27 protein-coding genes and 1 tRNA gene are annotated in these 17,369 nt (G+C 44.6%); 25 read left to right on the top strand and 3 right to left on the bottom strand.

Annotated elements, in window-relative coordinates:
* The first annotated feature begins 13 nt into the window (after positions 1 to 13).
* From rpsC to guaA, 24 genes are all read left to right on the top strand, one after another.
* Positions 14 to 817, top strand: coding sequence for a 30S ribosomal protein S3 (gene rpsC / locus GJV44_RS00325; protein ID WP_226806537.1), 804 nt, complete (start codon positions 14 to 16; stop codon positions 815 to 817).
* Between the two features lie 2 nt (positions 818 to 819).
* Positions 820 to 1,251, top strand: coding sequence for a 50S ribosomal protein L16 (rplP, locus tag GJV44_RS00330; RefSeq protein WP_226806538.1), 432 nt, complete (start codon positions 820 to 822; stop codon positions 1,249 to 1,251).
* On the top strand, positions 1,248 to 1,442 hold the full coding sequence (gene rpmC, locus GJV44_RS00335) for a 50S ribosomal protein L29 (protein WP_226806539.1): 195 nt from the start codon (positions 1,248 to 1,250) through the stop codon (positions 1,440 to 1,442). The genes rplP and rpmC overlap by 4 nt, the downstream gene beginning before the upstream one ends.
* The gene (rpsQ, locus tag GJV44_RS00340; RefSeq protein ID WP_226806540.1) at positions 1,439 to 1,711 is read left to right on the top strand and encodes a 30S ribosomal protein S17; all 273 of its coding nucleotides are present in this window, start codon (positions 1,439 to 1,441) and stop codon (positions 1,709 to 1,711) included. The genes rpmC and rpsQ overlap by 4 nt, the downstream gene beginning before the upstream one ends.
* A gap of 298 nt (positions 1,712 to 2,009) precedes the next feature.
* Positions 2,010 to 2,378 carry a 50S ribosomal protein L14 gene (gene rplN / locus GJV44_RS00345; RefSeq protein ID WP_226806541.1) on the top strand — a complete coding sequence of 123 codons (369 nt, stop codon included), beginning with the start codon at positions 2,010 to 2,012 and terminating at the stop codon, positions 2,376 to 2,378.
* An 11-nt stretch (positions 2,379 to 2,389) separates the two neighbouring features.
* Positions 2,390 to 2,701 carry a 50S ribosomal protein L24 gene (gene rplX / locus GJV44_RS00350; protein ID WP_226806542.1) on the top strand — a complete coding sequence of 104 codons (312 nt, stop codon included), beginning with the start codon at positions 2,390 to 2,392 and terminating at the stop codon, positions 2,699 to 2,701.
* A 14-nt stretch (positions 2,702 to 2,715) separates the two neighbouring features.
* Entirely contained in the window at positions 2,716 to 3,258 is a 543-nt protein-coding gene (rplE, locus tag GJV44_RS00355; protein WP_226806543.1) for a 50S ribosomal protein L5, read from the top strand.
* 7 nt (positions 3,259 to 3,265) lie between these two features.
* The gene (rpsN, locus tag GJV44_RS00360; RefSeq protein WP_226806544.1) at positions 3,266 to 3,571 is read left to right on the top strand and encodes a 30S ribosomal protein S14; all 306 of its coding nucleotides are present in this window, start codon (positions 3,266 to 3,268) and stop codon (positions 3,569 to 3,571) included.
* A 13-nt stretch (positions 3,572 to 3,584) separates the two neighbouring features.
* Positions 3,585 to 3,980 (top strand): 30S ribosomal protein S8, encoded by a 396-nt coding sequence (gene rpsH / locus GJV44_RS00365; protein WP_226806546.1) that lies wholly within the window; start codon positions 3,585 to 3,587, stop codon positions 3,978 to 3,980.
* A gap of 21 nt (positions 3,981 to 4,001) precedes the next feature.
* Positions 4,002 to 4,535, top strand: coding sequence for a 50S ribosomal protein L6 (gene rplF, locus GJV44_RS00370; RefSeq protein WP_226806547.1), 534 nt, complete (start codon positions 4,002 to 4,004; stop codon positions 4,533 to 4,535).
* A 12-nt stretch (positions 4,536 to 4,547) separates the two neighbouring features.
* Positions 4,548 to 4,913, top strand: coding sequence for a 50S ribosomal protein L18 (gene rplR, locus GJV44_RS00375; protein WP_226806549.1), 366 nt, complete (start codon positions 4,548 to 4,550; stop codon positions 4,911 to 4,913).
* A 15-nt stretch (positions 4,914 to 4,928) separates the two neighbouring features.
* The gene (gene rpsE / locus GJV44_RS00380; RefSeq protein WP_226806550.1) at positions 4,929 to 5,447 is read left to right on the top strand and encodes a 30S ribosomal protein S5; all 519 of its coding nucleotides are present in this window, start codon (positions 4,929 to 4,931) and stop codon (positions 5,445 to 5,447) included.
* Between the two features lie 20 nt (positions 5,448 to 5,467).
* Positions 5,468 to 5,650 carry a 50S ribosomal protein L30 gene (gene rpmD, locus GJV44_RS00385; protein WP_226806551.1) on the top strand — a complete coding sequence of 61 codons (183 nt, stop codon included), beginning with the start codon at positions 5,468 to 5,470 and terminating at the stop codon, positions 5,648 to 5,650.
* Between the two features lie 26 nt (positions 5,651 to 5,676).
* Positions 5,677 to 6,111 (top strand): 50S ribosomal protein L15, encoded by a 435-nt coding sequence (gene rplO, locus GJV44_RS00390; RefSeq protein ID WP_226806552.1) that lies wholly within the window; start codon positions 5,677 to 5,679, stop codon positions 6,109 to 6,111.
* A 57-nt stretch (positions 6,112 to 6,168) separates the two neighbouring features.
* Positions 6,169 to 7,503, top strand: coding sequence for a preprotein translocase subunit SecY (gene secY, locus GJV44_RS00395; protein WP_226806553.1), 1,335 nt, complete (start codon positions 6,169 to 6,171; stop codon positions 7,501 to 7,503).
* Positions 7,504 to 7,514: 11 nt separating this feature from the next.
* Positions 7,515 to 7,733, top strand: coding sequence for a translation initiation factor IF-1 (gene infA / locus GJV44_RS00400; RefSeq protein ID WP_226806554.1), 219 nt, complete (start codon positions 7,515 to 7,517; stop codon positions 7,731 to 7,733).
* A 19-nt stretch (positions 7,734 to 7,752) separates the two neighbouring features.
* On the top strand, positions 7,753 to 7,869 hold the full coding sequence (gene rpmJ / locus GJV44_RS00405; protein ID WP_226806555.1) for a 50S ribosomal protein L36: 117 nt from the start codon (positions 7,753 to 7,755) through the stop codon (positions 7,867 to 7,869).
* A 35-nt stretch (positions 7,870 to 7,904) separates the two neighbouring features.
* Entirely contained in the window at positions 7,905 to 8,270 is a 366-nt protein-coding gene (gene rpsM, locus GJV44_RS00410; RefSeq protein WP_226806556.1) for a 30S ribosomal protein S13, read from the top strand.
* A 28-nt stretch (positions 8,271 to 8,298) separates the two neighbouring features.
* Entirely contained in the window at positions 8,299 to 8,703 is a 405-nt protein-coding gene (gene rpsK / locus GJV44_RS00415) for a 30S ribosomal protein S11 (RefSeq protein WP_226806557.1), read from the top strand.
* Between the two features lie 148 nt (positions 8,704 to 8,851).
* Positions 8,852 to 9,475: a 30S ribosomal protein S4 gene (gene rpsD, locus GJV44_RS00420; protein ID WP_226806558.1), complete on the top strand. Its 624-nt coding sequence runs from the start codon at positions 8,852 to 8,854 to the stop codon at positions 9,473 to 9,475.
* Positions 9,476 to 9,596: 121 nt separating this feature from the next.
* Positions 9,597 to 10,574: a DNA-directed RNA polymerase subunit alpha gene (locus GJV44_RS00425; protein ID WP_226806559.1), complete on the top strand. Its 978-nt coding sequence runs from the start codon at positions 9,597 to 9,599 to the stop codon at positions 10,572 to 10,574.
* A gap of 159 nt (positions 10,575 to 10,733) precedes the next feature.
* Positions 10,734 to 11,138: a 50S ribosomal protein L17 gene (rplQ, locus tag GJV44_RS00430; RefSeq protein ID WP_226806560.1), complete on the top strand. Its 405-nt coding sequence runs from the start codon at positions 10,734 to 10,736 to the stop codon at positions 11,136 to 11,138.
* Between the two features lie 83 nt (positions 11,139 to 11,221).
* Positions 11,222 to 11,554: a divalent-cation tolerance protein CutA gene (gene cutA / locus GJV44_RS00435; protein WP_226806562.1), complete on the top strand. Its 333-nt coding sequence runs from the start codon at positions 11,222 to 11,224 to the stop codon at positions 11,552 to 11,554.
* An 821-nt stretch (positions 11,555 to 12,375) separates the two neighbouring features.
* On the top strand, positions 12,376 to 13,959 hold the full coding sequence (guaA, locus tag GJV44_RS00440; protein ID WP_226806563.1) for a glutamine-hydrolyzing GMP synthase: 1,584 nt from the start codon (positions 12,376 to 12,378) through the stop codon (positions 13,957 to 13,959).
* 207 nt (positions 13,960 to 14,166) lie between these two features.
* Here guaA and GJV44_RS00445 read toward each other — a convergent pair.
* A tRNA-Ser gene (locus GJV44_RS00445) sits at positions 14,167 to 14,257 on the bottom strand.
* Between the two features lie 309 nt (positions 14,258 to 14,566).
* On the opposite strand from GJV44_RS00445, the gene GJV44_RS00450 reads away from it, so the two are divergent.
* Positions 14,567 to 14,770, top strand: coding sequence for a cold-shock protein (locus GJV44_RS00450; RefSeq protein ID WP_076784893.1), 204 nt, complete (start codon positions 14,567 to 14,569; stop codon positions 14,768 to 14,770).
* Positions 14,771 to 15,004: 234 nt separating this feature from the next.
* Here GJV44_RS00450 and bioB read toward each other — a convergent pair whose 3' ends face one another.
* Both bioB and GJV44_RS00460 read right to left on the bottom strand, forming a co-directional pair.
* The gene (gene bioB / locus GJV44_RS00455) at positions 15,005 to 16,051 is read right to left on the bottom strand and encodes a biotin synthase BioB (protein ID WP_226806564.1); all 1,047 of its coding nucleotides are present in this window, start codon (positions 16,049 to 16,051) and stop codon (positions 15,005 to 15,007) included.
* A gap of 469 nt (positions 16,052 to 16,520) precedes the next feature.
* Entirely contained in the window at positions 16,521 to 17,303 is a 783-nt protein-coding gene (locus tag GJV44_RS00460) for a TatD family hydrolase (protein WP_226806836.1), read from the bottom strand.
* Positions 17,304 to 17,369: the final 66 nt, after the last annotated feature.

Genomic DNA, 17,369 nt, shown 5'->3' on the forward strand with positions numbered 1-17,369 from the left:
GGGGTCACACGAGATGGGGCAAAAAATTCATCCGACTGGCTTCCGCCTGGCTGTTAGCCGTAACTGGGCATCACGTTGGTATGCCAATAACTCTAAGTTTGCGGAGATGCTTCAGGAAGATATCGGAGTTCGTGAATTCTTAAAGAAAAAACTAAAGCATGCGTTAGTGAGCCGAGTCGTAATCGAACGTCCCGCAAAAAATGCGCGTCTTACGATTTTTAGCTCTCGTCCCGGTGTTGTAATCGGCAAGAAAGGAGAGGATATCGAGTTGTTAAAAGCTGAACTGCAGCGCCGCATGGGCGTGCCAGTTCATGTTAATATCGAAGAAGTCCGTAAACCGGAAACTGATGCACAGCTGATTGCTGATTCGATTACACAGCAGCTCGAGCGCCGTATTATGTTCCGTCGTGCAATGAGGCGCGCAATGCAAAACGCAATGCGTCTTGGTGCAGAAGGCATCAAAATCATGAGTTCAGGCCGCCTGAATGGCATTGAGATCGCACGTACCGAATGGTACCGTGAAGGCCGTGTTCCTCTGCATACACTGCGTTCTGATATCGACTATGCGACGTCGGAAGCAAAAACGACATACGGTATTATTGGGGTTAAGGTGTGGGTATATAAAGGCGATAAACTTGGCCGCAATGATTATCCGGTCGTCGAAGAGCCAACCGAAGAAAAGCGTACACGCCGCAACGTCCGTCTGGGTGAGCGTCGCCCGCGCCGTGATAATGAGAGCGGCGTACCAGGTTCACGTCGCGGTAGTTCGCGCCGTAGCGCTGTCAGTGCTAGCGGCGATGCGAAGAGTGGAGAATAGTCGTGTTGCAACCGAAGCGCAGAAAGTACCGAAAAGAACAAAAAAGTCGTAATACTGGCATTGCAACGCGTGGCAACGCAGTATCATTTGGTGAGTTTGGTCTCAAATCCATTGGGCGAGGCCGTTTAACCTCACGTCAGATTGAAGCGGCACGTCGCGCGATGACTCGTTATATTAAGCGCGGTGGCCGAATCTGGATTCGCATCTTTCCGGATAAGCCAATTTCAAAAAAGCCGGCTGAAGTGCGAATGGGTAACGGTAAAGGTAATACTGAGTACTACGTCGCTGAGATACAACCCGGAAAAATGCTATATGAAATGGATGGCGTTAATGAGAATCTAGCGCGTGAGGCGTTCCGTCTAGCTTCATCGAAATTGCCGATGAAGACAATGTTTGTTACTCGGCAGCCCGGTGCCCAAGGAGTTAGTCGATGAAATCTCTCGAACTTCGCAATAACAATCAAGCCTTGCTTAATAAAGAGCTTTCAGACTTACTGAAAGCCCAATTCGGTCTTCGCATGCAGCTTGCGACTCAACAGCTACAGAAGACTAGCCAGCTCAAAAAAATCCGCCGCGATATTGCACGTGTGCGTACTATATTAGCTGAAAAAGCGAATCAAAAATGAACCATAGCATTAAAATCCCGCTTAAAAGAGCGTTAGTCGGCAAAGTCATCAGCAATAAGATGAATAAGACCGTGACTGTACTCGTCGAACACCGTGTTAAGCACCCGATCTACGGTAAGTACGTCATGCGCTCTAAGAAGTATCACGCGCATGATGAAGCAAATGCATATAACCAAGGCGACCTTATAGAGATTCAAGAAAATCGTCCAATCTCGAAAACAAAATCCTGGACTGTCTCTCGTCTAGTGGAAGCAGCATATATCATTTGAACGCAGACGATATAAACTATCACAGTATTATAAAATAATTACTACAAGTTGAGGATTTTTTGTTATAGTTTCATTTTCGTGTCCATATAAAAAATTCTCTGTCTCAAATAGACAATAAGAGAAAGTAGCTGGTGCGTCTGAGAATATCTGTTATCCGCTCCGTAAAATTCATTGACTGCGATAGCAAGTCTTATTTTGCCGCCGCTTCTATTTTAGCCCAAGCAGCTGACAAGCTGACGGGGACCAAGACTAGCCGACCATACTATAATGTGTCGGATTAAGTTGGGAGAAGATAAATATGATCCAAACCGAAACTCGGCTTAAAGTAGCCGATAATACGGGTGCGCGAGATGTATTGTGCATAAAAGTACTCGGCGGCTCGAAGCGTCGTTATGCGAGCATCGGCGACATTATTAAAGTAAGTATCAAAGATGCTCTACCACGTAGTCGTGTCAAGAAAGGTGAGATTTATAACGCCGTAGTAGTCCGCACTGCTAAAGGCGTGCGTCGCCAAGATGGCTCTCTGATCAAGTTTGATAGAAATGCTGCCGTGCTCCTAAACAATAAGCTTGAGCCAATCGGTACCCGAATTTTCGGGCCGGTTACACGCGAGTTGCGTAGTGAGCGCTTTATGAAGATTATTTCGCTTGCGCCGGAAGTTCTGTAAGAGGAGTTGCGATGAATAAAATTCGCAAGGGTGACGAAGTTATCGTCATTTCAGGCAAAGACAAAGGTAAACGCGGTACTGTGCAGGCTGTTTCCGGCGACCGCGTGACAGTTGAAGGTATTAATCTTGTGAAAAAGCATGTAAAGCCAAATCCAATAAAAAGCACGATTGGTGGTGTAGAAAGCAAATCCATGCCGTTGCACCGCTCTAACGTTGCGTATGTTGATGCAAATGGCCGTCCGTCTCGAATAGAGATCAAGCAGCTTGAGAATGGCAAAAAAGTGCGTGTCCTAAAAACCACTGATGTTGTGCTAAGCACTTGAGTCGGGAGTTAAAAATGGCAGCACGTTTGCGGCAAATATATATAGAAAAAATTATTCCAGAATTAACGAAGAAATTCCGTTATAGGTCTGTCATAGAGGTTCCCCGAATTACCAAGATTACGCTCAACATGGGTCTTGGTAGGGCTGTTGCTGATAAAAAAATTATTGATAACGCGCTGGGTGACTTAACAAAAATTGCATGTCAAAAGCCGGTTGTCACAAAAGCGCGAAAAGCAATTGCAAGCTTCAAGATCCGACAAGATTATCCGGTTGGCGCGATGGTTACGCTGCGCGGGCGAACAATGTATGAGTTTCTAGATCGTTTCGTGACGATTGCACTACCGCGGGTGCGTGATTTTCGTGGTATCTCAAGTCGAGCATTTGATGGTCGTGGTAACTACAATATTGGGGTAAAAGAGCAGATCATTTTCCCTGAGATTGATTATGACAAAATTGACGCACTACGTGGGCTAAATATCAGCATCACAACAACTGCGAAGACAGACGAAGAAGCCAAGGCATTGCTTGCCGGCTTCAAGTTCCCGTTCAGAAACTGAGGTTACTGTGGCTAAACTGGCAATAATTGAACGCGAAAAAAAGCGTGCTCGTCTTGCAGCAAAGTATGCACCAAAGCGCGAAGCGCTCAAAAAAATTATTAATGATACAAGCAAGTCCGATGAAGAACGGTACGAAGCTCGTCTCAAATTACAACAGCTGCCGCGCAATGCAAACTTAACGCGCAAGCGTAATCGCTGTGCGATCACTGGACGTCCGCGTGGTACGTTCCGAAAATTTGGTTTAGCACGCAGCAAGATTCGTGAAATCGCATTCCGCGGCGAGATTCCCGGTCTGATGAAGGCGAGCTGGTAAGGAGGCAATATAAATGAGCATGAGTGATCCTATCGCCGATATGCTGACTCGTATCCGCAACGCGCAGATGGTCAGAAAAGCTACAGTGACGATGCCTTCCTCGAAAGTGAAAGTTGCAATCGCACAGGTCTTAAAAGAAGAAGGTTACATCGACAGCTTTGCCGCACAGGTTCATGGCCCAGGGACAGAACTAAAAATTAGTTTAAAGTATCATGCCGGCAGGCCAGTCATCGAGCATCTAGAGCGCATTTCCAAGCCCGGCCTCCGCGTATATCGCGGCCGAGATGAGATCCCCCGGGTCATGAATGGACTCGGGGTTGCCATTATATCAACCCCTAAGGGTGTAATGACTGATCGCAAGGCGCGTGCTACAGGTGTGGGCGGTGAAGTTGTTTGTTACGTTTCCTAAAGCCCTATAGGAGAGTAAAACATGTCTCGAGTAGGTAAGAGTCCAATTTCTCTGCTTAACAGTGCTGAAGTAACGCTGGGCGATAACTGGATTACACTAAATGGATCATTAGGTACGCTTTCACAAGCGCTGAATCCGCTTGTGCGGGTGATTAATGAAAATAGCGAACTAAGATTACAACCACTAAATGAGTCGAGCGAAGCCAATGCACTATCCGGCACAATGCGTGCACTTATTGCAAATATGGTAAGCGGCGTAACTAAAGGTTTCGAGCGTAAGCTCATGCTGGTGGGTGTTGGTTACCGCGCCCAAGTGCAGGGCAATAAGTTAAATCTCTCGTTAGGTTTTTCACATCCAATCGTGCATCAAATGCCGGAAGGAATAACGGCGGAAACACCGTCGCAAACAGAAATTATTATTAAAGGGATTGACAAACAAAAAGTTGGTCAAGTAGCTGCAGAAGTACGCAGGCACCGTCCGCCCGAGCCTTATAAAGGTAAAGGTGTACGCTATGCTGATGAAGTTGTAATTCTCAAAGAAACAAAAAAGAAGTAAAGGTGCGCAATCATGGATAAAACCCAATCTCGTCTGCGCCGTGCTCGTCAAACGCATATTAAGATCTCTCAGTTGCAGGTTGCGCGTCTGGCTGTGCACCGCACCAACCAGCACATCTACGCACAAGTATTCGCGCCGTGCGGTACAAAAGTAGTTGCAGGCGCTTCAACCATCGAAGTCGAGGTTCGCTTGCAACTGGCTAATAAGTCGGGCAAAGGTGGTAATACTGCTGCAGCTCAGCTGGTTGGAAAACGCATCGCCGAGAAGGCAAAAGCTGCCGGCATCACATCTGTCGCCTTCGATCGCTCAGGCTTCCGCTACCATGGTCGCGTAAAAGCACTTGCTGATGCCGCGCGTGAAGCTGGACTGAAGTTCTAAGAATAAGGATTTGTCATGGCAAAGATGCAAGCAAAGGTTCAGACCGACGAACGTGACGATGGCCTACGCGAAAAAATGATATCGGTTAATCGTGTAACTAAGGTCGTGAAAGGTGGACGGATTTTGGGTTTTGCTGCTCTAACAGTAGTCGGCGATGGTGATGGTCGGGTTGGCATGGGCAAGGGTAAGGCTAAGGAAGTACCAGTCGCCGTCCAAAAAGCTATGCAGCAGGCCCGTCGTAATATGTTTAAAGTATCGATAAAAAAAGGCACGCTTCACCATGAAACACACGGAAAACACGGCGCGTCGCGGGTAATGATCGCACCGGCCAGACAGGGTGCCGGTGTAATCGCTGGCGGCCCGATGCGCGCGGTATTTGAAGTTGTCGGCGTGACAAATATCGTGGCGAAAAGTCATGGTTCAACGAATCCATATAACCTTGTTCGTGCCACACTAGATGGTCTTCGGCGTCAGTCGACTGCATCTGATATTGCAGCCAAGCGCAGCAAAAGCATCGAAGAAATTTTTGATTAAGGTTGTAGAGGTAAGTCACCATGACTGAAAAAACTGTTAAAGTTCAGCTTATTAAGAGCCTAATTGGTACTCGTAATACGCATCGTGCAACAGTACGTGGCCTCGGTTTGCGTCGTATCAATTCGATTAGTGAACTGCAGGATACGCCGGCGGTGCGTGGCATGATCAACAAGATCTCGTACCTTGTTAAAATCATTAGCTAAGCGCGATACAAGCTCAAGAGGTAAATATGGAACTAAATAATCTAAGACCAGCCTTAGGCTCTAAGCGCACAAAACGTCGTGTCGGCCGCGGCATTGGATCCGGCCTGGGTAAGACAGCAGGTCGTGGCCATAAAGGTCAAAAATCCCGTTCGGGAGGTTTCCATAAAGTAGGTTTTGAGGGTGGCCAGATGCCTTTACAACGCCGTCTACCTAAGCGGGGATTCACGTCATTAACCAAAAATTTTATTGTTGAAGTGCGTCTAAGTGATCTAGAAAAACTAGCAGTTGACGAAGTGGATCTACTCACCTTAAAACAAGCAGACCTTGCAAGTAATCTAATCAAGGGTGCAAAAATTATCTCGACTGGGGAAATTAAGCGAAAAATTACGATTAAAGGACTAAGTGCCACGAAAAGTGCGCGTGCTGCGATCGAATCTGCAGGTGGTTCATTGTCTGAGTAAGTTATTGTGTAAGTCGTTGTAAATAAAAGTTACTTGAACTTGCTACGGAGAAAGTTTTTGACTAACGGCTCGTCTTTTGCAAAGACTAGACGCGGTAGACCGAAGTACGGCGATCTGCGTCGGCGGCTAGTCTTCTTACTACTGGCATTAATTGTCTATCGGATCGGTGCGCATATTCCAGTTCCAGGAATCGATCCTAATCAACTAGCAAGACTATTCCAGAGTCAGTCGAGTAGTATTTTAGCTATATTCAACATGTTTTCAGGTGGCGCTCTATCTCGATTTACAATATTTTCACTCGGGATCATGCCATATATCTCTGCATCAATCATTATGCAGATTCTTACGATGATATCGCCGAAGTTGGAGTCACTAAAAAAAGAAGGGCAAGTAGGTCAGCGTAAGATTACTCATTACACGCGCTACCTCACAGTAGCATTAGCAGCGTTCCAGGCATTTAGTATCGCGCTAGTGCTTGAGAATCAGATAAGTCTGGTGATGAATCCAGGTATGCTATTTCAGCTTACAACTGTTATAACGTTAGTAACTGGCACCATGTTTCTAATGTGGCTCGGTGAGCAGATTACCGAACGTGGCCTAGGAAACGGAATTTCTATTATTATCTTTGGCGGTATTACAGCGGGCTTTCCAGGCGCGATTGCGGCATTGCTTGAGCTAGTACGCACCGGGTCGATGAGCATTATTTCAGCAATCGTCATTGCTGTACTAGTTGCTGCTGTCACATATTTAGTTGTATTTGTCGAACGAGGGCAGCGCAAAATTCTTGTGAACTACGCGAAGCGTCAGATCGGCAATAAGATATACGGTAGCCAGTCGTCGCATTTACCATTAAAGCTAAATATGTCTGGTGTGATTCCGCCGATTTTCGCATCATCGATTATCCTCTTGCCGGCGACAGTTGCAAACTGGGCTAGCTCTAGCGTGAATATGCGTTGGCTTCATAATCTAGTGTCGATGTTAGCACCTGGGCAACCGGTATATGTAATACTGTACGCATTAGCTATTATTTTCTTCTGTTTTTTCTACACTACGCTAGTGTTTAATAGCAAGGAAACAGCCGATAATCTAAAGAAAAGCGGTGCTTTTGTTCCAGGTATTCGCCCAGGCGAACAGACTGCGCGTTATCTGAATAAGATTCTTACCCGTCTAACGCTAGCAGGTTCAGGCTATATCGTATTCGTATGCCTCTTACCCGAATTTTTGGTACTACGCTGGAACGTACCGTTTTATTTTGGTGGCACTTCGTTGCTAATTATCGTTGTTGTAACAATAGACTTTATGGCACAAGTACAGTCGTACATTATGTCGCAACAGTATGAGTCGCTGCTCAAGAAAGCCAATTTCAAGGGCAGAAATCTTCCGATTCGTTGATCACAAGGAATATGGCCAAAGACGATGTTATTCAGATGCAGGGCGAGGTTATTGAAAACCTCCCTAATGCGACATTTCGGGTCAAACTAGAAAATAGCCATGTCGTGTTAGGACATATCTCCGGAAAGATGCGAATGCACTATATCCGGATTCTCCCGGGTGATAAGGTAACAGTAGAATTGACGCCTTATGATCTATCTCGTGCAAGAATCGTGTTCCGGGCAAAGTAATTGAGAAAAAGGTAATATTATGAAGGTCATGGCATCAGTTAAGTGCGTTTGCCGAAATTGCAAAATCATTAAGCGTAAAGGCGTTGTTCGCGTCATTTGCAGCTCAGATCCGCGTCATAAGCAACGCCAAGGCTAAAAGCCACGCTTGCGCTTTTTGTTTGAGGAAAAACAATGGCTCGTATTGCAGGAGTGAACATCCCGGTTCATAAGCACACCATGATTAGCTTGCAAGCAATCCTCGGTATTGGTGCTTCGCGTGCACGGTCAATCTGTGCGTCAGTTGGTATAGATACCTCAAAAAAGGTAAAAGAACTAACTGATGCAGATTTCGAAAAACTTCGAGATGAAGTTTCAAAACTTGTCGTCGAAGGCGATCTGCGCCGTGAAGTAACGATGAACATCAAGCGAAAAATGGACATTGGATGTTATCAAGGTGTTCGGCATCGCAAAGGACTTCCTATGCGTGGTCAGCGCACACGCACGAATGCTCGTACCCGTAAGGGTCCACGTCGGGCAGCCCAGGCGCTAAAGAAATAAGTAGAACTTATGGTTACAGGAAAATGTAATGGCTAAGGCTTCGAATAGCAGCGCGGCGCAGCGTATTCGCAAGAAAGTAAAAAAGAACGTTGTTGAAGGTGTAGTGCACGTTCATGCATCATTTAATAATACAATTATCACTATTACAGATCGTCAGGGTAACGCATTAGCGTGGGCAACGTCGGGTGGTCAAGGTTTTAAAGGTTCGAGAAAGTCGACTCCTTTCGCTGCTCAAGTTGCTGCTGAGTCGGCTGGTCGTGTCGCCATGGAATATGGCGTAAAAAACCTTGAAGTCCGAATCAAAGGTCCTGGTCCAGGTCGTGAATCAGCAGTTCGTGCACTGCACGGTCTTGGCATCAAAATCACGGTGATTTCTGATGAAACGCCAGTGCCGCATAACGGATGCCGCCCATCAAAGCGTCGACGAATTTGATATAAGTAAGCGTATTAAAGCCTGCTGCTGCGCACGGCAGCAGGTTTGGTACTCTGATTTGTCGGCTAAGTTCACCGTTTAGTCTAAAAAGCGAAAACTAGCGCGGATCACATGAATTCTGCGTCAATCAATCGTAAGGAATTGCAAAGTGGCACGCTATACCGGTCCGAAAGCAAAACTATCCCGTCGTGAAGGCACCGATCTATTCTTGAAAAGCGTGCGTCGCTCGCTCACCGATAAATGTAAACTTGATAGTAAGCCCGGGCAGCACGGGCGTACATCGGGTGTACGCACATCCGACTATGGACTTCAATTGCGTGAAAAGCAAAAAGTTAAGCGGATTTATGGAGTGCTTGAGCGCCAGTTTCGTCGTTACTTTATTGAAGCTGATCGCCGAAAAAGCAACACCGGTGAAATGTTACTACAGCTTCTAGAGTCGCGTCTAGACACGGTGGTGTATCGCATAGGATTTGGCTCAACACGTGCTGAAGCGCGTCAGCTAGTCAGCCATAAAGCGATTACCGTGAATGGTCGAGTAGCGAACATCCCGTCATTACAGGTAAAAGCTGGTGACATAGTTTCAGTATGTGAACGATCGAAGAAACAGGTACGAATTCAAGAAGCGTTATCGCTAGCTGAGCAGAATAGTTTTCCCAATTGGTTGTCAGTTGACACAAAGAAGTTCGAAGGCATTTTTAAACGAGCGCCTGAACGTAGTGATATCGCTGGCGATATTAACGAAAGCCTGATTGTTGAATTGTATTCACGCTAATTGAAGCGACAGCTGAGATTTTATCCACGTTAGTGCGCTGATAGTTTAGCTTCTCGTTTTTAGGTTATTGTCAGTCAACCTTATCGGTGTAACGAGCCGAGGGTATTGAAAAGGAAGACTCATGCAAACTAGTTTGTTGAAGCCTAAAATTATTGCGGTAGATTCGCTTGGCGACAATTACGCGAAAGTAGTTATGGAACCCTTTGAGCGTGGTTATGCCCATACCCTAGGCAATGCGCTGCGGCGTGTTTTATTATCCTCAATGACTGGATATGCACCGACAGAAGTAACAATTGTTGGAGTTGTTCACGAGTATTCGACGCTTGATGGTGTGCAAGAAGACGTAGTTAATCTGCTATTAAATCTCAAAGGCGTAGTATTCAAGTTGCATAATCGTGCTGAAGTAACTGTCATGCTACGCAAAGAGGGCGAAAGCATGGTGACCGCTGGTGACATTGAGGTACCACATGATTGTGATGTCATGAATCCAGGGCATGTTATCGCCCATCTATCTAAAGGCGGTAAGCTCAATGCACAGATTAAGGTCGAAAAAGGACGTGGCTATATTCCAGGAAATGTACGCTTATATGGCGATGAAAGTACTAAAGTCATCGGCCGCATTGTTCTCGATGCATCCTTCTCGCCAGTTCGCCGAGTGAGTTATGCAGTCGAAAGTGCGCGAGTAGAGCAGCGTACCGATCTAGATAAACTTGTAATGAGTATCGAGACCAATGGCGTTATTGCCCCGGAAGAAGCAATTCGCCAATCAGCTAGTATTCTAGTCGACCAGTTGTCTGTATTCGCTGCGCTAGAAGGTACCGAAATAACAGCTGAAACACCATTTCGTGCGCCGCAGATCGATCCAATTTTGCTACATCCGGTTGATGATCTCGAGCTGACAGTCCGTTCTGCCAACTGTCTCAAAGCTGAGAATATCTACTATATTGGCGATCTAATTCAGCGCACAGAGAACGAGCTATTAAAAACGCCTAATTTAGGTCGAAAGTCATTGAATGAAATTAAGGAAGTACTCGCTTTACGTGGTTTAACGCTTAACATGAAGCTAGAGAATTGGCCGCCATCTGGCTTTGAAAAATAATAGTTAGATACTATCGCTATGTGTTTTTATTAACACATAATAACGTAGATTTTCTTAAAAAATTTATTTCTTGTATATCTTATACAAGTATATATCTATATTTTATCATAGTGTCGCAATAGAAAATCTAGATTAAAACCCTGAATCAAGGAAATTAACATGCGTCACCGTCATGGTTTGCGAAAGTTAAACCGAACGAGCAGCCACCGCTTAGCAATGCTACGCAATATGTCGAACTCGTTGATTAAAAAAGAAGCTATCAAGACAACTTTGCCTAAAGCAAAAGAGCTTCGTAAAGTTGTCGAGCCACTAATCACGCTAGGAAAAGAGTCATCTGTTGCTAACCGTCGTCTTGCTTTCGCGCGGTTACGCGATGATCAGTCGGTATCGAAGTTATTCCAAGTATTTAGTCAGCGCTATGCAGCGCGACCAGGTGGCTATCTGCGAATCCTGAAGTTTGGCTTCCGTGTTGGCGACAACGCGCCGATGGCACTAGTTGAGTTAGTTGATCGCCCGGCGATCATGATCGAGAAATCGGCAGAAGTAGCAAAAATAAATAAATAATTTAATTTTGTTATGTATTTCACCCTGAATATAATAAAGGCTGCTGTTCAGTTGGTTGTCGCTTAGGTGCTAAGAAGAGATGTATGTCATCAACCGTTATTTTAATATTTACGACATTGCCTGATGTCTCGGCTGCAGTGATGATGGCTCGTTCTGTATTAGATGCTCGGTTGGCAGCTTGCGCGACGCAACTTGCGCCATCGAGTTCGATCTATTGCTGGCAAGGCAGCCTTGAGCGGTCAGATGAGATACCACTTCTATTCAAAACGGCGGTGGAACGCGCACTTGAATTACAAAAATTTATTTCTGCTAACCATCCATATCAGATACCAGAGATTTTATCTTGGTCTGCTACCTCGCTACCTGCTTATGCATTGTGGGTGAACGCAGAGACATCACATCCGACATATGTTTAGTTCGTCTTTTAAACGTTAGGACTCTGCGTCATATTTAATTGCTATCTTGGCATCGGCGCCGATTCTTGACGGTGTTATTGGTGATTCTAACTTATAGCCTGTGTGTAGATAAGAATAATCTTCTTAGTCTAAAAGATATGAAATAGCTTAGCAGTAAAAACTAAGCACAGTATAAGCTCAACGATAACTCATCAAGAAAACGCATAATTGAGACTTATACCAAGGTAACGTTTAATCTTACTTCCCAGTTCGCCGATAATAATTTAGAATTAATCGAGAATTAGCCAAAAATATAGTTTTTGCTTAAACTAATATCGAATCTAGCTTACGTTTTTATATATATCGACTAGATGTAGATTAATAATGTTACATTATTCGTATAAGCATCTCTGTGATAACACGTTATCTTGTCTATAGACAAATCCTCTAGTGCAATATCAGCCTATTATGCTGAGCGTTAGATAATAGCGCTTAAAGTGTTGTTGTAGTGCATCTATTCGGTGCCCTTAATTAGGTTCGATTGCTATGCATAATTTCAGCGGCTACTCTTATATATATTATTTAATACCTAGCGATTGCTCTCGTCAACTTTTAGTGCTAGTAGTCATGCACTATGAGATTATAGTGTACCAATATTCTTTGATCTATTGGGATGGGTTATCCCTATCAATAGATAGTCTTAATCTATAGATTAAGCTAATTAATTAATCTAATTATAGGTTTCGCGACGACATAGACAGCCTCGAAGCAAAATGGCGACGACAAACAGCATCAGCTGTTTTTTTGAATTTTTACTCTCTTACTAAGAGCTATCTATTTCTATGCATGACAAAATCCTGATCCTTGACTTTGGATCCCAAGTTACTCAGTTAATTGCACGGCGCGTGCGTGAGGCACATATCTACTCCGAGGTTCATCCCTATGATGTCGATGATACATTTGTGCGAACATTTAATCCAAAAGGTGTAATTTTGTCAGGCGGTCCAGGTTCGGTTACTGATACGGATGCGCCACGTGTACCACAGGCTGTGTTTAACCTAGGTGTACCGGTGTTAGGCATTTGTTACGGTATGCAGGCGATGGCGCTGCAACTCGGCGGAAAGGTCGAATCCTGCCATGTACGAGAGTTCGGCTATGCCGAGGTACATGCAGTTAATCATACGAGGCTATTAGAGACAATCGAAGATTTCATGACGCCAGAAGGTCATAGTATGCTGAAGGTCTGGATGAGCCACGGCGATAAGGTGGTCGAGATACCACCTGGTTTTAAGCTAATGGCTTCTACTCAGTCATGTCAGATTGCAGCGATAGCTGATGAAGATCGGCAGTTCTATGGATTGCAGTGGCATCCAGAAGTTACGCATACGAATAAAGGTCGTAATATGTTGAATCGGTTCGTTCTCGAATTATGCGGCGCAAAGCCAGATTGGGAAATAGAATGCCATGTTACTGAAATAGTGCAACAGATCCGTGCACAGGTTGGTCATGAACAGGTGATGCTTGGATTATCTGGTGGCGTTGATTCATCAGTTACAGCAGCATTACTGCATCGTGCAATTGGCGACCAATTGACATGTGTGTTCGTCGACCACGGCTTGTTAAGACTGAACGAGGCAGAACATGTCATAGAGACATTTAGTAGGAATCTTAGGTTAAAAGTAATTTATATTAACGCTGGCAATAGCTTCATGGATAAGCTAGCTAGCGTTTCTGACCCGGAACAGAAAAGAAAAATTATTGGCGCAGAATTTATTACAGTGTTTCAGAATCAGGCTCGTAATCTAACTAACGTTAAATGGTTTGCGCAAGGTACGATCTATTCAGATGTAATCGAATCATCTGAAAAAGGTAAAAAAGGTACACATATGATTAAGAGCCACCACAACGTAGCTGGATTACCAGAAATACTAAATCTTAAACTGCTCGAACCACTGCGTAAATTATTCAAGGACGAAGTTCGATCGCTTGGTATTAAGCTTGGTCTACCATCGTCGATGGTATATCGGCATCCATTCCCTGGGCCAGGGCTTGGTGTTCGGATAATCGGCGAGGTTAATCGCAAGTTTGCTGATCTGCTGCGTAAGGCCGATGCGATTTTTATTGAAATATTGCGTACAACACTGGATCCAGACAGCGGAAAATACTGGTATGAGCTAACTAGTCAAGCGTTTGCGGTTTTTTTACCGGTGCGCAGCGTTGGCGTGATGGGCGATGGCCGGACATATGACTATGTCATCGCACTGCGTGCAGTACAGACAGATGATTTTATGACCGCGCATTGGGCGCATTTACCCCACGAATTGCTCGGGCATGCTTCGAATCGCATCATTAATGAGGTGAAGGGTATTAATCGTGTTGTATACGATATCTCAGGTAAACCGCCGGCAACAATTGAGTGGGAATAATTTTTTCTACATGCTAGTGGTTATAACTTTCAAGTTCTGCTATCCCCCTAAGAGCTAAGCTCTTAGGGGGATAGCAGAACTGCAGCGATGTAGATATATAATACTTGGCACAGTATTTTTTCTGAGTAAAAATCATACTCAGTAGATTTTATATTTCGAGCTTTTACTGCTCTGGCTACGAGGGTTTGGATAGTAGACGTATATCTCTGGTGGAGAGAGGGGGATTCGAACCCTCGATAGGCTATGAACCTATACACGCTTTCCAGGCGTGCGACTTAAACCACTCATCCATCTCTCCAATAGATTCATTTTAGCAGTATCGGAAATACTAAACAAGGAAGTAATCCTAGCTATCTGCGTACTACCTACCCAGTAGCAATGTATCAGAAGTTGATTTTCTGATTGTATTTAGCATAATAACATATAAAAACGTTTGACTCTGTGCATGACATCGCCTATCATAGGCAGATGAAGTTTTCAAGATGTCTGATTGCTGTTCATCAGCTGTCCGCGACCCACGCAGTATGCTCGTTGTCCTCTCCCTCTTGATCGCTTCCGTACTGCCTGCAATACGCAGGAAACATTTATTTTTTTGAGGGATTCTCTTATGGATACCGGTATTGTTAAGTGGTTTAATGACAGCAAAGGTTTTGGTTTTATTACGCCAGATGCTGGAGGCGAAGACTTATTCGCACATTTTTCTGAAATCACTGGAGAGGGTTTTAAGACTCTTGTAGAGAACCAACGTGTCAGCTACCAAGTAAAACGTGGTCCTAAAGGACTACAAGCCGCGAACATTAAGCCGCTATAAAGCGTGAGATATACACTCTATTTATTCTCTGCTAGCATCCCGAAGTGCTTTAGTAGCGGATCGGGATGCGACTTAACTAGTCTAGTAGAACAGACATCGCTGTTCGTTCGGTCTTAGCAAATCTACTTAGCAAATCTAATTAGATGTAATAAATTTGCTAAGCGGTTGCTTTTTTCTCTTTATCACATATTCGTGTTTGCGGCGTGCATTCGAGAATTGACTGACTTAGCTTAGTTATCGCTGAGATTTTTCAACCCATTGGATCGGAGTAGACTCCTGGCTCGTTGCACCCAGTCGACGAATCAGCTCACGATCTTTATCAGGAGCTGGGTTAGAGGTAGTCAATAATTTCTCGCCGATAAATACCGAGCCAGCACCCGCAAAAAGAGAAAGCGCCTGAAGCTCATCACTCATATGCTCGCGTCCGGATGAAAGTCGGATAACAGAGGTTGGCATTACTATTCTAGCTACTGCTATTGTACGCACAAACTCTAATCCATCAATGTCGCTCTTGTGCTCAAGACGTGTGCCTTCGATGGGCATTAAGGAGTTAACTGGAACTGACTCCGGATGTTCCGGAAGATTCGCTAATGTTTGTAACATGCCGACTCGATCTGCACGTGATTCCCCCATTCCAACAATGCCACCGCAGCAAACATTTATTCCTGCGTTTCGCACACACTCAAGTGTATCCAGCCGCTCTTGCAAAGTACGCGTGGTAGTGACTGAGGTATAGTACTCAGGACTAGAGTCAATATTATGGTTATAGTAGTCTAGACCTGAATCAGCTAGGCGCTGTGCCTGTGTGTTGTTTAGCATACCCAGCGTTACACAGGCTTCTAGCCCCAACGCTTTTACGCCTTCTACCATCTCACAGACCTGATCTAGATCACGATCGCGTGGACTTCGCCACGCAGCCCCCATACAAAATCGCTGCACACCATCGGCTTTAGCCTGCGTAGCAGCCTCTAGTACTGCATCAATACTCATCAATGCAGTGGCTTTTAGGTCAATTTCGGCGTGAACCGATTGACTGCAATAGCCACAGTCTTCTGGGCATCCACCCGTCTTAATAGATAGCAATTGAGAAATTTGCAGGCCGCGATCGGCATGATAGCGTCGTTGTGTAGTATGAGCGCGATACAGCAGATCATCGAATGGCAAATTGAACAGCGTCGTAATTTGCTCGCGCGTCCAGTCGTGTCGGACCGACGTTGCGTTTTCATCAGACGGACTAGGGGAATGAGAATTGGTCGATGATTCTGTTGTCCTAATCGACATATACAGATACTCTCCTATACAGATAGTGGGATATAAATGGGCTGTGGCAATACGTATAGATATGACTCAAATGACTGGCGTAGTCATGGCCATAGTATTACTAATTGCTTATGCTTATTTAAAGATAAGATAACGACTTTTTAAGTCTATGCCGATAGTATTCGTGTATTATAGCAGAATTAGTATCAGTTGACCTATGCAAAGATAGATAATCTTAAAATCAGAAAATCTAGCATCTAGAGTACTAGATCTATGGTATCTGAACACTAAACTTAGTCGAATAGATGATTTCGTGCCTTAGTTTATATAATGTGAATTATTGTATTTTGTATGCTAAAAGCTAAGTTGCTATATCTTCGCTAGTGAGCATATAGCACTAATTAGTAGTAATATGTAATATTATTGCAACCTCTTTTATATAATCTATGTAAGCATTAATCATTGACTGATTGATACAAACTTAAAAAAATTATTTACTTCTGATGCGAAATAGGCGAAAAAAGTTGGCTGATGTCGCCGCGCCAAGTTGTTCTGCTTCGATACCTCGTAACTGTGCGACAAAACGTCCTATATGACTAACGTACGCAGGCTCATTTGGCTTTCCCCGGTACGGTATAGGCGCCAGATAGGGCGAATCTGTTTCGAGCAATAATCGTTCAAGCGGTACTTTTTTAGCGATTTCTTGGATTTTTATTGCATTCTTAAACGTTACAATTCCAGACAGCGAAATGAAAAAATTTTGTGTAAGGGCTGCCTGCGCAACATCCCATGTCTCAGTAAAACAATGCATTACGCCGCCAACTTCAGCGGCGCCTTCTTCTTGCATGATCCGAAGCGTATCCTTGGCGGCGGAACGCATGTGGATAATCAACGGTTTTCCAGTGGCACGCGCAGCTTGAATATGCGTGCGGAATCGTGGTTGCTGCCATGCCATAACATCTAATGTGCGCCCTTTGAGCTGATAGTAATCTAACCCGGTTTCTCCAATTGCAATAACCTTCGGATCTTGCGCGAGCGAAATTAGTTCATCAACATCCGGCTCACGCGCATGTTCATAATCTGGATGCACACCTACTGATGCAAAGATATGTGGATATGCGTGGGCGATTTTTAGTACAGACGGGAATGTATCAAGATCGATGCTAACGCATAGTGCATGGGTTACCGAATTAATCTGCATCTGTTCAAGCACATCCGGCAGACGTTGGGCTATTCCGCTTAAATTAATGTGACAATGTGAGTCGATAAACATTAGTACTTGGTTCCGGCGATGCTCTGAAACCGACTGCACGCGTTATCGGTAAGTTTATTCTTAATA

This window comes from Candidatus Vallotiella adelgis (assembly GCF_020541305.1).
Lineage (GTDB): Bacteria > Pseudomonadota > Gammaproteobacteria > Burkholderiales > Burkholderiaceae > Mycetohabitans > Mycetohabitans adelgis.